This is a genomic window from Metabacillus halosaccharovorans (assembly GCF_002019635.1).
GTDB lineage: Bacteria > Bacillota > Bacilli > Bacillales > Bacillaceae > Metabacillus > Metabacillus halosaccharovorans.
This window is the reverse complement of sequence record NZ_KV917372.1, coordinates 1255431-1271604: the sequence shown is the minus strand read 5'-3', so window position 1 is coordinate 1271604 and position 16174 is coordinate 1255431. Positions and strand designations below refer to the sequence as shown.

Below are 16174 nucleotides of genomic sequence, written 5' to 3'. Positions count from 1 at the left end.
CTCGAGAGACCTCTAATGCGAAAGCATCGGAGGTCAAGAGTGTTATTCTCTACAAACTATTCCTTATTCTTTGCCAAGTTTTTTCTTTAGAGCAGCAAGTTCATCATCAATATCATTGTTTTCTAATGCAGCAAATTCATCATCTAAACTTTTATTAGAAGATCTCATATCTTCACTCGTTTCTGCTTCAGCTTCATATTGAAGGACTTTTTCCTCCATTCGTTCAAAGCCGCGTTTTGACTCATCACTGCCGATACCTGAAAGAGTGCGATTGATTTTTGTTCTAGTTTTTGCAGATTCTGCACGTGCTTTTAGAGAATCCTTTTTCAATTTCATTTCATTATATTCAGCTTTCATTTCGTCTAATTTTTTTCTTAATGTATCTGAATCAAGTTTAGCACGTTCATATGATTCTTTTAATGTGTCCAGTGTTTGCTGGTGAATTTTCTTGTCTTCTAATGCACGTCTGGCAAGGTCGTCATTACCGGCTTCAATGGCTTTAATCGCTTGTTCATCACGTTTTTGAACCATTTTCCCTGCGTCTTCAAATTTCTTTTGTAACATTTTTTCATTGGCAATTTGTTTTGCAACAGCTGATTCTGCTTCTCTAATATCAGTTTCCATGTCTCTCATAAATTGATCAAGCATTTTTACAGGATCTTCAGCTTTGTCCAATAAGGCATTTAATTCTGAATCCACAACTGTTTTTACTCTTTTAAATAATTTAAACATAATATCCTCCTATTTACTTGCAATAATTTTCACTTCATATTGCTCAATATCATATCCACGGCTTACTTCAATTTCACTGCCCCATTTTTCTACAGACAGGTAGTTTTCTTCATCATCATCACAATAGTCATAATATTGGCATACCATACCATTTATGTTTTGATTTCGGCCGATTCCTGTTACTCTAGCTGTTCCTGATTCATCTAGATAATAGGTTACTCCCTCAAATTCAATTTTTTTAGGAATTGGTTCCTGAAGCTTTAGTTTTATTTTTTCATACATTCCTAAATAAAGCTCATCATCCATTTCGACACTTAACCAAAGTGTTTTTGAAGTTCCTTCAAGCTGATAGGCATGCCACTTAAAGCCATGATCATCATAGCTGATTTTTCCGACTATTTTATAATCCTCTAAATCATATGTGACAATATCATCTGTTTGAAGGTTTAACATATTTCGTTCTTTTACAGGCTTTTGATTTGTGTTTTTATTGCCAAATAATCTACTGAAAAAACTCATCTATCCACCTCAACTTTTTGTGCTAATGTTTCCTCTTAATATTACGTATGACAATTTAGAAAGTTTCACTAAATTTAAAATTCAATTGAACAGATTTTTTTGAGTATAAATAGTTTTATTAGAATATGAAATATTCCTTGTCATTAATTTTTAGTGCAAGAATGTACGTACAAATGTATAATGAACTCACAAACGAAAATGTAATTTCTATACATCTAGAGGTGAAAACTTTTGAAAAAGCTCTTATATGTTTATGGATGTTTATTTTTACTCTTTTTTCTCTACTTGTATAATTTCCACTTAAAGGATAGTTTATCAAATCCAAATTCAAGTGAACGGTTTCAGGGAGACCGAAGTGAAAAATATGTAATGGTTACATTCTTAGCTGGAATCGATTATTGGAAGAGTGCTATAAAAGGATTTGAAGATGCGGCGGAAGAGCTAGATGTGTCTGTCGAGTATCGCGGAGCTACCCAGTATGATGTTCATGAACAAATCACTGTTTTAGAGCAGGTAATCGCGAGAAAACCGGCCGGAATTGCTATTTCTGCAATCGATCCCTATAAATTAAATACAACGATAAATAAAGCAGTGGATGCCGGGATTCCTGTTGTTTTATTTGATTCAGATGCACCTTCAAGTGAAGCGCTTTCGTTTGTAGGTACAAATAATTTTGCAGCAGGAGAGATTAGCGCTCATAAAATGGCGGAACTTATGAATGGAAAAGGGAAGGTAGCTGTTATCACTCTGCCAAATCAACTGAATCATCAGGAACGTACAAATGGTTTTGTGGAGACAATTCAATCTGACTATCCTGAGATGGATGTTGTTGCGATAAAGGATGGAAAAGGTGATGAGTTGTATTCTGAAGAAGTTACTGCCAAATTGATAAAAAATGACCCGGAAATACAAGGGATTTTTGCAACGGAAGCTAATGGTGGTGTGGGAATAGCTGAGGCGATCCAAACTGATGAAAATAAAAATGAAATGAAGGTCATTAGCTTTGATACAGATAAACCAACCTTAGATAAAATCCGTGAAGGATCCATATCAGCAACAGTGGCACAAGGAACTTGGAATATGGGATATTGGTCTCTTCAATTTTTGTTTCAACAAAACAATGAATTACTGGACATTCAGAAAGACCAACAACTACCCGATTATGTAGATACAGGTGTGTCGATCGTGACGAAAGAAAATATCCAAGAATATTATGCAAACTGATTCAGGAAAGAATGAGTGGATGAAGTGATGAAACAACGTTTTTATAAATTAAATAATCTATCAATCAAACACAAAGTCATTGCGTTATTACTAGTGATTAGTATTGTACCTTCGATAGGGTTAGGGTTGTTGACAGGATATACTGTCGAACGCATTTTAGAAAAACAGGCAGCTGATCATACCCTGCAATTGATCGGACAAGTAAATAAAACACTCGAATCATATATGAATAATATGCAAAATGTGAGCTATCTACTTTCAATGGATCCGGAGATCGAAAGGTTTCTTACAACTTCCACCCAACCCAATACTGAGGATGGACGGTATTCAATAAAACAATTTATGCAAGGGCTTTCAACTTTGTATCCCGAAATTGCAGGAATACTGGTTGTCAATAGCAACGGTCAATTTATCAGTAATGAGCTTTATCCTAAGAGCGATAATAATTTGTCAAAAGAGTCATGGTATAAAGAGGCGGTTGAAAACGAAGGGATTTTTACTATTGTCGGTCATCCAAAGGACAGGAACATAACAAGTCATATAAATTATGAAGATGATGAAGTTGTGACGGTAGTGAGAGCAATATTAGAGCCGGAAACCCAAAAAGTAATGGGTGTTGTATTAATTGACTTAAAACTGCGTGTTATAGCTGAAGCAACCAAAAATATCCGTTTAGGGAAGTCGGGTTATTTAATGGTCATTGATCAAAATGGAGAGAGCATATACACGCCGGCAAATCCTTTAGTCGTAAACCCTCCAACTCGTTTATTAGAGGAAGAAGATTCGGGGGACTTTTCTGAAACAATAGATGATCAAGGTTTTCAATTTATTTATCAAAAACTTCCGTTTACTAATTGGACAACTGTTGGCATTTTTTCTACAGATGAATCCGTATATGAGGTCAGAACCATCCACTTTTATGTTATCTGTTTTGTATTTTTTGTTTGTTTATTTGGGATTACAGCCTCATATTATCTGTCTAACTCTATGTCAAAGCCTATATTTCAGTTGATGTCGTCGATGAAAGAGGTAGAGTCTGGAAATTTATCCATTCAATATGAAAGCGGGAGACAAGATGAAATCGGCATGCTGGGTAAAAGTTTCAATCATATGATAATGAAAATAAATGAATTGCTATTATTAACAGAAAAGCAAGAACGCCAAAAACGAGAGGCAGAGCTTCGAAGTCTTCAAGCACACATTAAACCGCATTTTCTCTATAACACATTGGATACAATTAGCTGGATGGCGCGTAAACGTGGAGCAGAAGATGTTTCTGATGTTGTGACAGCATTATCAAGATTATTTCGAATTGGTCTCAATAAAGGGCATGATATTATTTATCTTAAAGAGGAAATCACTCATATACAAAGCTATTTGAGCATCCAAAAAGCGAGATATCGGGATAAACTAAAATATTCTATTGACGTTAAAGAGGCTTTTCAAGATGTTCAAATCCTAAAGCTTGTTCTTCAACCAATTGTTGAAAATGCAATTTACCATGGAATAAAAGAGCGGAAAGGACCTGGTCATATAGCAATAACTGCAAAAGAGGTTGATGAATGTCTATTATTGACGGTCTCAGATGATGGGAAGGGAATTCCTAAGGATAAACTGACAATGCTAAATGAAAGACTCGATTCTCTTTATAAAGAGCAAGATCAAAAGGTTAATTTCGGCTATGGCATGATGAATGTTCAAGCAAGAATTAAATTAACATATGGAGAAAATTATGGATTACAGATTGATAGTCTTCCCGATGTTGGTACAACAGTGACTATCCGCCTGCCAATTCATAGGAAATAAAGGGTCAAATGGAGGAACAAAAAGTGAATCATCATTTATTACACGTCTTAATTGCAGATGATGAACCGGTTATTCGTGAAGGGATTCGCGAATCAGTAGATTGGGCATCACTTCAAATGGAAGTAAAAGGAGAGGCAGAGGACGGGGAAGAAGCGTTTGAATTAGCGGTGAAACATTCTGTTGATATCCTTCTGGCAGATTTAAACATGCCTATCATAGATGGAATTACTTTAATTAAACAAGTTCGTGAAAAGCTGCCTGATTGTAAAATCATCATCATTACAGGCCATGATGAATTTTCTTATGCGCAAGAAGCAGTTAGATTAAACGTAGTTGATTATATCTTAAAGCCTGTTGATCCAAATCAATTAAGAGAAGTGCTTGAGCGGGTACGACAAGAGCTGGAAGAGACCTTGCAACAGAAACAATATCTAGATTTAGCAAATCAACAAATTGAACGAAATAAATCGCTCTTCAGAGAGCAATTTTGCCAGGAGTGGCTACATGGGAATTTTTCTGAGGAGGAAGTAAGAAGGCAGCTTTCTTTTTTACAGCTACCGCCAACTTTTCCAACACAAATTGCTGTCATCCAGGCTTCTGAATACCTTGCAAATAAACCGCTAATGAGTGAAAAAGAGAAACAGAAATTTGAAAAAGCACTTAATGATCAAGTAAAAGAACTGTTGGGAACGGCTGATCATGTCTTATTTCGTGATGAGTTGGGAATGTTTATTTTATTCATATGGAACGACCATGCAGGAAATTTATTTGAGAATACCGAACAAACACTAAAAGAAAGTCTTAAAACGACCATTCATTTTACCGTAGGGGAAGTGAATTCTAGCCAAACATCTTTAACAGAGGCTTATAAGCATTGTATGGAATCTTTAGAAAATGAGTCTATCATTTCACCTATCGTCCGAAGGGCAAGAGATTATATTGAAGAACACTTTTCGGAACGATCCATTAATTTAGATTTTGTCGCAAATACTTTGCAAGTCTCACCAGTGTATCTAAGTAGAACGATTAAACAAGAATTAGGCATCTCCTTTGTCAACCTTGTAACAAACATGAGAATAAAAAGGGCGATTCATTTATTAAACACAACCAATCTCCCTATTGTTGAGATTGCCGAACAAGTAGGCTATGACACACAACATTACTTTAGTACAGCATTTAAAAAAGTCATGGGTGTCTCACCAAATAAATACAGAAAACAAATGGGAATAGAAGTCACATGAAAAGCAGGTAAAAATTTATCTGCCTTTTTTGTGTTTATATAACTCTTACAAACTTCATTTTTTAGCTGTATTCTCAAAGATTGTAGCCTATAAATATTACTTTATAGTGGAGCGCAATAGAACGAATAAGTTTTACCTATGACTCTTTATTAAAGGACGGTTAGTTTATGAGAATAAAAGAATTATTGAAAGCGTTTTAAATTAAGTTAAATAATTATAAAAATAGTTAATTTATTAAAAAGACCAAAAATGTAAGCGGTGATATATTTTTAGTAATTCATTAAATATATGAATGCAATGAAGTGAAGTTCCGACTATAAGGAATGAACACTTTTCGTTTAGAAAGGGGGAATCCTACATGGGAAAGAAAACGTTATCAATAATTCTATTATTTGTCATCATTTTTTCTCTGGCAGGATGTGGAGTTGAAAAGACAGCAGGAGAGTCAAAAGGATTTATTGGAATTTCTATGCCAACCAAATCGTCTGAAAGATGGGTGAAGGACGGCGAAAATATGAAGCAAATGTTTGAAGAGCTTGGCTATCAAACAGATTTACAATATGCCGAAGATATAATAGAAAATCAAACAGCACAAATTGAAAATATGATTACAAAGGGTGTTGATGTACTAGTTATTGCACCAATTGATGATCGTTCAGGCTTATCAAGTGTGTTAGAAAGAGCAAATAAAAGAGGCATTAAAGTCATTTCTTACGACCGCCTCATCCAGCACAGTAAATATGTAGATTATTATGCTACGTTTGATAACTTTAAAGTTGGGGTTTTACAAGGAACATATATTGAAGAAAAACTTAACTTAAAAGAAGAAGAGGGTCCGTTCAATATTGAGATTTTCGCAGGTTCACCGGATGATAATAATGCGTACTTCTTCTTTGACGGAGCGATGTCCATTCTAATGCCATATATTGATTCAGGTAAATTGGTTGTGCAAAGTGGACAAACAAAATTTCAACAGGGAGCAACACTTAGATGGGATGGTGCTTTGGCGCAATCTAGAATGGACAACTTATTAAGTGCTTATTACTCATCAGAACGAGTGGATGCTGTGCTATCACCTTATGACGGTATTAGTATCGGTGTTATTTCATCCTTACGTGGTGTTGGATATGGAAGTGAAGACCAGCCGATGCCTGTTATAACAGGACAAGATGCAGAGCTTGCATCAATTAAATCAATCATTAATGAAAGACAAACACAAACCGTGTTCAAGGATACAAGAGAACTAGCGAAAAAGGCGGTAGAAATGGCCAGTGCCCTATTGAACGGCGAACAAGCAGAAGTTAATGATACTGAAACATATCACAATGGTGAAAAAGTCGTTCCAGCCTACCTTTTAAAGCCAGTCTCTGTTGATAAAACCAACTATGACTCTGTACTAGTTGATAGTGGATATTATACAGAAGAACAGCTTGGACAATGATCAATCATTCGAAAGAAAAACATTGAATGTAGGTGGAAAAAATGTCAAAGATCATTCTAGAAATGCGGAATATCACAAAAGAGTTTCCAGGTGTAAAAGCGCTTGAAAACGTTAACCTAAAAGTAAAAGAAGGAGAAATTCATGCTCTTTGCGGTGAGAATGGGGCAGGTAAATCCACCTTAATGAAGGTATTAAGTGGAGTTTATCCGCATGGATCATATACAGGTGATATTTTATTTAAAGACTCTGTTTGTGAGTTTAAGAATATAAAACAAAGTGAAGAGCTTGGGATCGTCATCATCCACCAAGAACTTGCGTTGATCCCGGAGTTGTCAATCGCAGAAAATATTTTTCTCGGAAACGAAATTGCTTCAAAGGGTGTCATTAATTGGAATATCACTACGATGAAAACACGTGAACTACTGCAAAAGGTAGGCCTAACCGAATCACCTAATACCAAGGTAGATGACATTGGAGTCGGAAAGCAACAATTAGTCGAAATTGCGAAAGCGTTATCAAAGGAAGTGAAGCTGCTTATCCTTGATGAACCAACAGCTTCATTAAATGAAGATGATAGTGAAAATCTATTAAATCTTTTGTTAGAGTTCAAAAAACAAGGGATGTCGGCAATTATCATCTCTCATAAATTAAATGAGATTGAAAGAGTAGCGGATTCAATCACAATCCTACGTGATGGGCAAACAATCGAAACACTTGATGTGAAAAAAGACAATGTTACGGAAGATCGCATTATCAAAGGCATGGTTGGAAGGGATTTAACTAACCGTTACCCTGAACGAACTCCTAAAATCGGAGAAACATTCTTTGAAGTGAAAAACTGGAATGTATATCATCCTTTACACTCAGATCGAAAAGTTATCGATGATGTTACGATCTCCATTCGAAAGGGAGAAATTGTAGGAATTGCCGGACTAATGGGGGCTGGTCGTACAGAGCTTGCTATGAGCATCTTCGGTAAATCATATGGAAAGAAGATTACTGGACAAGTTTTCAAAGATGGAGCAGAAGTTGAATTTAACGATGTTACATCAGCGATCAACCAAGGGATGGCATATGTTTCAGAGGATCGTAAAGGAAATGGTCTCATCCTAATGGATGATATTAGACAAAATATTACACTAGCAAGCTTAGATAAAATCTCAAAGCAATCAATCTTAGACAAAAATAAAGAGATTATGGTCGCTGAAGAATATAAAAAGAAATTACGTATAAAAACACCGAGTATCTATCAAAAGGCAGGAAATTTAAGTGGAGGAAATCAACAAAAGATTGTATTAAGTAAATGGATTTTCTCTGAACCGGATATTTTAATTTTAGATGAGCCAACACGAGGAATTGATGTAGGGGCCAAATATGAAATTTACTCTATTATCAATGACCTGGCGATGGCCGGAAAAGGAATTCTTATGATTTCCTCAGAGCTTCCGGAATTATTAGGAATGTGTGACCGAATCTATGTGATGAATGAGGGAAGTATCACTGGTGAAGTAACAAAAGAAGAAGCAAATCAAGAAAAGCTTATGACTTATATGACAAAAAGTAAGGTAAGGAGGTAGTTATGATGCAACCGCAAAATCAACTACAAAAAACACCGGGATTAAACAATGACTCAATTTGGAAATCAGTAATTCAAAACAATATGCGTCAATATAGCATGATCATTGCATTAGTCTTTATTATGATTTTGTTTCAAGTTTTAACAGATGGGTTACTATTAAAACCGCTAAATATTACAAACTTAATTTTGCAAAATAGCTATATTTTAGTTCTGGCTATTGGAATGGTATTAGTTATTATTACAGGGCATATTGACTTATCCGTTGGTTCTGTTGCAGCCTTTGTTGGAGCAATATCAGCTATTTTGATGGTAAACTATGAAATTCCAACCTTTCTGGCTGTTATCATCTCATTACTAGTAGGTGCCATTATCGGCGCATGGCAAGGGTTTTGGATCGCTTATGTGAAAATTCCGGCGTTTATCGTAACGTTAGCAGGAATGCTATTGTTCAGAGGTGCGACGATGATTGTCCTTGAAGGGAAATCCATTGCACCATTTCCTGAGTCTTTCCAAAAAATAAGCTCAGGATTTATCCCTGATATCGGAAGCGGTTCAATCCATGTTTTAACACTCATTATTGGATTTGCTTTATCAATTATTTATGTTTTCACCCAAATAAAAAGCAGACGAACAGAAATAAAATATAATGTTGAAGTTTCCTCAACAGGTATGTTTGTTTTAAAACTTGTTGGACTTGTGGCAATTTTAAACATTTTCACGTATGTATTAGCAACATATGAGGGAATTCCAAATATTTTAATTATCCTCGGAGTTTTAATTATTCTCTATACATTTGTTACAAATAAAACAAAAGCAGGTCGTCATGTTTATGCAATTGGAGGTAACGAAAAAGCTGCACAGTTATCAGGAATTAAAACAAAACGCATGACATTCTGGGTTTTCGTTAATATGGGTGTACTTTCTGCACTATCAGGTCTTTTATTTGCAGCACGTTTAAATGCTGCAACACCTAAAGCGGGTAACTTATTTGAACTAGATGCAATCGCTGCATGCTTTATCGGCGGAGCATCTGCATATGGAGGAATTGGAACTGTTCCTGGTGCTATTATCGGCGGTCTTGTTATGGGAATCATGAATAACGGGATGTCATTACTAGGACTGGGAATTGACTGGCAGCAAGGAATTAAAGGATTGGTATTACTACTTGCTGTAGCATTTGATATCTATAATAAAAATAAAGCTTCTTAAATAAGTAAAAGGGATTCGGTCAATTGATACGGATCCCTTTTTACTTTTTCGGAATCATCTTCTACTAATATTCGCAACAAGTCATTTTAAATGTCTGTCTCATAGTATATAATGAAATTAGTTGTACGAATAAGTTAGTGCGGAAACATACAAGCTGAAAGTGGTGACAGAATGGCGCAGCAAACGAAAGTCAGCATGGTGAAACAAAAAGTCAAAGAGTGGATTACTGAGGGAAAGGTTTTGCCGGGAGAAAAAATTCATTCGGAAAATGAACTTGTGAAACTGTTTGAAGTGAGTAGACACACGGTAAGACAAGCTGTTGGTGACCTAGTTCATGAAGGGTGGTTGTACCGTGAGCAGGGAGCGGGTACCTTTGTCTCGCAACGCCGGAAAAAAAATCCAAGCCCAACAGGCAAAAACATCGGTGTGATAACAACCTATGTAACAGACTATATCTTTCCTTCTATTATAAAAGGAATTGAATCATATTTATCAGATCACGGCTACTCCTTAACATTTGCTTGTACTGACAACAACCCTGATAAAGAAAGGACATGTCTGGAATCAATGTTAAGCCGTAATATTGATGGGTTAATTGTTGAGCCGACGAGAAGCAGCAGCTATAATCCTAATCTTCATTACTATTTACAAATGGAACAAAATGAAATTCCTTATTTAATGATCAATCAATATTATCCACAATTAAATCCCCCTCATCTCATTCTTAACGATGAGAAAGGCGGTTTTATAGCAACTGAACATTTGATCAAGCAGGGTCATCGAAAAATAATTGGGCTTTTTAAAAGTGATGATATTCAAGGGTTAAACAGGATGCAAGGGTTTATTAGAGCTTTTCGTGAAAATGAAATCTCGTTTTTTCCCGAGATGATCATTACATATACCACTGAAGAAAAAGACAAAATTTTAGTCAATAAACTAAAAGATGTCCTCATTTCAGAAGAAAAGAAGCCAACAGGAATTGTTTGCTACAATGATGAAATAGCAATTAGTGTGTTGAATGTTTTACGGGAACTTGAATTAAAGGTACCTGAAGATATTTCAATTGTAGGATATGATGATTCGTACCTGGCAGAAGCATCTGAAACGAAAATTACATCTGTTACTCATCCAAAAACGGAGATGGGATTGGAAGCGGCACAATGGATTGTTGCAGCAGTAGAAAACCGCGAAAGAAAAATCGTGGAAAATAATCAAAAAATCTATGAGCCTGAGTTAGTTATTCGAAATTCAACAAGATCTATCACAACTAATCATCTAATTTGATTTATCTTTTGATTTTGGACCGAAAACCGGAAAACTAAGGGGGATGTGTAGTGATTACACTAAATGATTTAAAGGAACAATCGAAAGCATGTACATGTGGAAACAAGCATATTGATGTGGTCATCGAAAAGGTGGTTATTAGCCAAAATGCCTTAACAGAAACAATAACATATCTGTCAGAAAAAAACTTTCAACATGTAACAGTTGTTGCTGACTCAACAACTTATCAAGTCGCAGGAGAAAAGCTTACCTCTCTGCTTATCGAATCTACTATTCCTCATCAAGTTGTTGTTATTCAACCAAATGATCAAGGTGATGTAGTTGCTGATGAGGTCTCATTAATTGAGGCCATGCTTGGTATACCACAAGAGACTGATGTTGTTATTGCTGTTGGAGCGGGAACAATTCATGATATCGCGAGATTCTCCAGCTATAAAATGGGAAAACCATTTATCTCAGTCCCAACAGCACCGTCAGTGGACGGATTTAACTCAATGGGAGCACCTGTTGTTATTAAAGGAATGAAAACCACGTATCAAATGCAAACTCCTATTGCATTATTTGCTGATATATCAATCCTACAAGCTGCTCCAAAAGAAATGATTGCTGCCGGATTTGGGGATATGATTGGTAAGTATACATCACTAGCGGATTGGAGGTTTTCTCATCTGGTAAATGGAGAGCCATATTGCCCGTTATCTGCTAGATTAACGAGAGATGCGTTGAAAGAATGCGAAAATCATGTTAATGAAATTGCTCAAGGTGATCGTAAAGGAATCAGGATTCTCATTGAAGCTTTGATTCAATCAGGCTATGCTATGCTAATCGTCGGACATTCATCTCCGGCATCAGGTGGTGAACATCATGTGTCACATTTTTGGGAAATGAAGTTTCTTCAACAACAAAAACCACAGGTATTGCATGGAGCTAAGGTCGGTGTTTCTTCACAGGTTATTCTAGATTTGTATAAAAAGAGATTCAAAGAACTTGTTGCTAGTAAGCAACAGTTAGAAGCACTTCCTGCTGGAAAAACAGACGAATTATTGAAAGTGTTAGAAAACCGAGATGAGATATTAACTGTTTTAGCTTCATTACCGGAAAGTTCTTACATGGGTGATCAACTAGGAAAGCTGGGTGGTGCAGTTAAACCACTGGATTTAGGGATTGACGAACAGTTAGTGATCGAAAGTCTTAAGAATGCTCATAAAATAAGAAGCCGCTACACGATGTTGAAATTTTGGAATGAACATACTGGAGCGCATCAACATGCATAGTTTTACAAGTGCAGATGCTGTCTTTTTTGATTTGGATGATACTTTATATGATCAATTATTACCTTTCGAAAAAGCGTTAATAAACCAGCAAATAGAACTGGAAAAATCACAAATCGTACCGTTTTATAAACAAGTACGCTATTATAGTGATGTGCTATGGAAGCTTCATGTAAAAGGATCACTTAATTTAGAAGAGCTTAGAATTGAGAGGCTAACTTCTGCATGTAAAGACTTCGGTATCTTATTATCAAAAGAAAAAGCCATAGCTATTCAAGAACGTTATGAATATGAGCAAAAGATAATTACACCATTTTCAGAAATACCGTCACTTCTTAAGTCTCTGCAGGACAAGGGGAAGGTTGTTGGAGTTATTACAAATGGACCTGTTGCTCATCAGATGAAGAAATTAATCGCCTTAGGGATTGATCGTATCATACCTGAAGAACGAATTTTTATCTCTGATGGTATAGGGATTGCTAAACCAGATAAACGGGTATTCGAATATGTCCAAACAAAATTAAATCTTACTCCAAGTAAATGTCTATATATTGGTGATACATGGGAAAATGATATTGTCCCACCAATAGAAGCAGGGTGGAAATGTATTTGGTTCAATCACCGAAAAAGAAAACCACAAACACATCATCACCCGAATGAAACAGTTACAGAAATTGATGAGTTATTACAATTAAAATAACAACGTGTAAAAGGATGAAGTGTTAAAAACATTTCATCCTTTTTCTACTTTATTTCTGCTTCAACTGCTGTTCTGCTAATTTTATCATTTCTCGAACCATATTGCCCCCGAGCTTTCCGCCTATTTTGCCGGCTTGTTTAGATGTTAAATCCCCATTATTTCCATCACTTAATGGAATTCCCAGCTCTTTTGCTGCCTCAAATTTTGCTTCATTTGCAGTGTTACTGTTTGCTGCTTTTGCCTTTAATTGATTTACTTGTTCTCTCGACTCAGGGACAAGTAACTTGTTTCGCTTTGCCATCACATTCCCCCCTTTGTATATAGTTTTTCTAGTATAGGCTGAATCTATGCTATAGTAAAAATAAATCTCTATTAAAGTGAGTGTTAATATATGACGAGAAAATTATTTTATGACGATGCCTACCAAACGTCTTTTAACTCAGAAGTAGTGAAAAAAGGGATCGATGATAATGGTAGAAATTATATTGTTTTAAAGGAAACAGCCTTCTATCCGACTGGAGGGGGACAGCCGCATGACACTGGAACAATAAATGGAAACAGTGTTATAGATGTAGAAGAAGTAGAAGGAGAGTTGCGACACTACCTTGAAGGACCTTCAACAGAAATGGAAGCTATTGTTGGTCATATTGAGTGGAATCGCCGTTTTGATCATATGCAGCAACATGCAGGACAACACCTTTTAACAGCAGTTTTTGAGGATCAGCTTGGGTATAAAACGAAAAGTTTTCACCTCGGAAAGGAACTGTCTACAATTGATCTTGATACTAAAACTCTTACAACCGAAGAGATACAGAAGGCTGAGGAGTTAACAAATCAACTTATTTTGGAAAATCGCCCTATTCATACGAAGTGGATTAAGGATACTGAAGAATTATTGACATATACTCTTCGTAAAGAACTGGCTGTCTCTGAAAATATTCGCATTGTAGTCATTCCCGAAATTGATTATAACGGCTGTGGTGGTACACATCCGAAATCTACAGGTGAGATCAGTGCTTTAAAGATTCTCCATATTGAAAAACAGAAAAAGCTAGTACGTGTTCATTTTGTTTGTGGTAATAGAGTACTGAAACAACTGAATAAGAAGCATGAAATCATTCAAAAACTAAGCTCACAACTTAGTGCTCCACAGGAACAATTAAATGTGGCAGTTGATAGATTTCTGCAAACAACAAAACATTTAGAAGACAAAGTTGATGAACTAACAACAAAGGCTATTCAATTTGAAGCAAAGGAGCTTTTTTTGAAAGCAGAACCCTTATCTGAACAATTTTTAGTTAAAGCAGTTTTTCAGGACAGACCAATCGATGACATGCAAAATCTTGCGAAGGAACTGGTAACAACCCGATCTAACCTTATCGTTACTCTTGTTTGTAAGCAACAAGATAAAATTCTGATCGTTTGTGCACGTACTGATGATGTAGACATTAATTTGAACATAGTGTTAAAGGCAGTATTACCATTGATTCATGGAAAAGGAGGAGGAAGACCTTCTTTTGTCCAGGGAGGAGGAGAAAGTGTACTACCTACAGAAGAGCTTATGAAGCTACTAATCGAAACGATAAAATCAACATGAACATAAAAAATGTCAAAATATCCTATTGCATTCATCTATTATTTCTAGTATTATAACTATACAAGCTGCGCTGTACGCATCCTTTATAAAGTTTTAACCTTTAAGCTGAAATAGGGAGTTTTACATTGAAGTCGGAATATCATGCCTCCATTATGTTGAGGACGATACGAAACCTTCTGCGAACACCCACTTGTAGGAGTGGTGGTTTAAAACTCTATAATTTTACGATGCGGCAATCGCGGCAAAACCCTTTATAACAAACAATCCGGTTTCCAATAGGAATCCGGATTTTTTTGTACTATTAAGAGGGAGTCGTTTCAGAGAAGCAAGAACTTTAAAATTCCTGTAATTCTCTATGGATAAAACTCTCTGTTGTAAGTGCTGCAACACCTAGTGCAGCTGAGTGGGTAGAATGCTTTGAAAAATCAATCTGTAAATCCTGTTGTTGGAAAAAGAGTGATTGAGAGTAAACAATATCTAAAACTGGCTGTTTTATCCACTCTTCGGCCATTGCTAATCGATTACCAATAATGATTTGCTCTGGATTAAAAGTATTGATAATGTTATTAATTCCATAGCCGAGATAAGTTCCAATTTCATTAAAAAGTGATATAGCCTTTTCGTCTTTTTCTTTTGCCGAGGTAATTAATTCTTCTAGGCTAATATCTGATTCTGCTCGTTTTAGGAGTGCATGCTCAGAAGCGTATGTTTCCCAACAGCCCCTACTGCCACATCTGCAAGGAATACCATTTATTTCAATAACCATATGACCGAGCTCACCAGAGAATCCATTAAGGCCCTGGTATAATTCATTGTTAAGAATTAAACCAACACCAATTCCAATCCCTGCACTTACATACACAATATCTTTATAATCATGACCAACACCAAATTGCTTTTCACCATATGCTCCTGCATTGGCTTCATTCATAATGATAACCGGTAACTGAAATTCTTCCTCTAATAATGATTTTATTTCGCAATTTTTCCAACCAAGGTTTGGTGCAAGGAGGATGTTTCCTTGTTTATCGACAATTCCTGGTATCCCGATCCCGATCCCAACAACTCCATAAGGTGTTTTTGGTAGATCTTTCATTAAAAAAATAATCATATTTCTAATCTGTTCGTTCACTGCCAGAAAATCAGTATTTTTCACTTTCACATGATGTTCAATGACAATACTTCCTTTTAGGTCAGTGACAACACCCAGAATATAATTAACGCCTAGATCAATTCCAATTGAATAGCCAGCTGTTGCATGGTAGTGAAGGAGAACCGGCCTGCGTCCACCACTAGATTCACCTGGACCAGATTCATAAACTAACTCTTTTTCTAACAACTCATTTACAAGTGAGGAGACTGTTGCTTTATTTAATCCAGATTGCTGGGCAATATCTGCTCTTGAAATGGGCTCCTGCTGGGTAATCGTTTGAAAAACAAGCGATGTATTATTTTTCTTTACAACTTGCTGATTCCAAGTAATCGACTTCAAATGCTTCACCTATTTTCAATGTTATTCTACTTTTTATTATAGTACAAACTTAGTTTAATGGATAGACAAACTTTGCTCC

The 16174-nt window shown here is 36.0% G+C and carries 14 protein-coding genes; 10 read left to right on the top strand and 4 right to left on the bottom strand.

What is annotated here, in order from left to right; all coding sequences use genetic code 11:
• Window positions 1-63: 63 nt before the first annotated feature.
• Window positions 64-732 (bottom strand): PspA/IM30 family protein, encoded by a 669-nt coding sequence (locus tag BK577_RS20510; RefSeq protein ID WP_078434661.1) that lies wholly within the window; start codon window positions 730-732, stop codon window positions 64-66.
• A gap of 9 nt (window positions 733-741) precedes the next feature.
• Entirely contained in the window at window positions 742-1251 is a 510-nt protein-coding gene (locus BK577_RS20505) for a DUF4178 domain-containing protein (RefSeq protein WP_078434660.1), read from the bottom strand.
• A 231-nt stretch (window positions 1252-1482) separates the two neighbouring features.
• On the opposite strand from BK577_RS20505, the gene BK577_RS20500 reads away from it, so the two are divergent.
• The 9 genes from BK577_RS20500 to BK577_RS20460 all read left to right on the top strand — a co-directional run bounded on the left by BK577_RS20500 (window position 1483) and on the right by BK577_RS20460 (window position 13006).
• Window positions 1483-2475: a substrate-binding domain-containing protein gene (locus tag BK577_RS20500; RefSeq protein ID WP_078434659.1), complete on the top strand. Its 993-nt coding sequence runs from the start codon at window positions 1483-1485 to the stop codon at window positions 2473-2475.
• A 27-nt stretch (window positions 2476-2502) separates the two neighbouring features.
• Window positions 2503-4281 carry a cache domain-containing sensor histidine kinase gene (locus BK577_RS20495; RefSeq protein WP_078435339.1) on the top strand — a complete coding sequence of 593 codons (1779 nt, stop codon included), beginning with the start codon at window positions 2503-2505 and terminating at the stop codon, window positions 4279-4281.
• A 23-nt stretch (window positions 4282-4304) separates the two neighbouring features.
• Complete coding sequence (locus BK577_RS20490) at window positions 4305-5522, top strand: response regulator transcription factor (protein ID WP_245823549.1); 1218 nt, start codon at window positions 4305-4307, stop codon at window positions 5520-5522.
• Window positions 5523-5880: 358 nt separating this feature from the next.
• Window positions 5881-6963 carry a multiple monosaccharide ABC transporter substrate-binding protein gene (gene chvE, locus BK577_RS20485; RefSeq protein ID WP_078434657.1) on the top strand — a complete coding sequence of 361 codons (1083 nt, stop codon included), beginning with the start codon at window positions 5881-5883 and terminating at the stop codon, window positions 6961-6963.
• A gap of 41 nt (window positions 6964-7004) precedes the next feature.
• Window positions 7005-8540, top strand: a complete 1536-nt coding sequence (gene mmsA, locus BK577_RS20480; protein WP_078434656.1) for a multiple monosaccharide ABC transporter ATP-binding protein — start codon at window positions 7005-7007, stop codon at window positions 8538-8540.
• Between the two features lie 83 nt (window positions 8541-8623).
• On the top strand, window positions 8624-9751 hold the full coding sequence (gene mmsB / locus BK577_RS20475; protein ID WP_245823594.1) for a multiple monosaccharide ABC transporter permease: 1128 nt from the start codon (window positions 8624-8626) through the stop codon (window positions 9749-9751).
• Between the two features lie 171 nt (window positions 9752-9922).
• Entirely contained in the window at window positions 9923-11035 is a 1113-nt protein-coding gene (locus BK577_RS20470; protein WP_078434655.1) for a GntR family transcriptional regulator, read from the top strand.
• Between the two features lie 50 nt (window positions 11036-11085).
• The gene (locus BK577_RS20465) at window positions 11086-12309 is read left to right on the top strand and encodes a sn-glycerol-1-phosphate dehydrogenase (protein WP_245823548.1); all 1224 of its coding nucleotides are present in this window, start codon (window positions 11086-11088) and stop codon (window positions 12307-12309) included.
• A complete protein-coding gene (locus BK577_RS20460; RefSeq protein WP_169908419.1) occupies window positions 12302-13006 on the top strand; it encodes an HAD family hydrolase in 705 nt (234 codons plus the stop codon). The genes BK577_RS20465 and BK577_RS20460 overlap by 8 nt, the downstream gene beginning before the upstream one ends.
• A gap of 49 nt (window positions 13007-13055) precedes the next feature.
• On the opposite strand, the gene BK577_RS20455 is transcribed toward BK577_RS20460, so the two are convergent.
• Window positions 13056-13307, bottom strand: coding sequence for an alpha/beta-type small acid-soluble spore protein (locus tag BK577_RS20455; protein WP_078434653.1), 252 nt, complete (start codon window positions 13305-13307; stop codon window positions 13056-13058).
• A 90-nt stretch (window positions 13308-13397) separates the two neighbouring features.
• Here BK577_RS20455 and BK577_RS20450 point away from each other — a divergent pair, with 90 nt between their 5' ends.
• The gene (locus BK577_RS20450; protein ID WP_078434652.1) at window positions 13398-14603 is read left to right on the top strand and encodes an alanyl-tRNA editing protein; all 1206 of its coding nucleotides are present in this window, start codon (window positions 13398-13400) and stop codon (window positions 14601-14603) included.
• Window positions 14604-14937: 334 nt separating this feature from the next.
• Here BK577_RS20450 and BK577_RS20440 read toward each other — a convergent pair whose 3' ends face one another.
• Window positions 14938-16095, bottom strand: a complete 1158-nt coding sequence (locus tag BK577_RS20440; protein WP_078434651.1) for an ROK family transcriptional regulator — start codon at window positions 16093-16095, stop codon at window positions 14938-14940.
• Window positions 16096-16174: the final 79 nt, after the last annotated feature.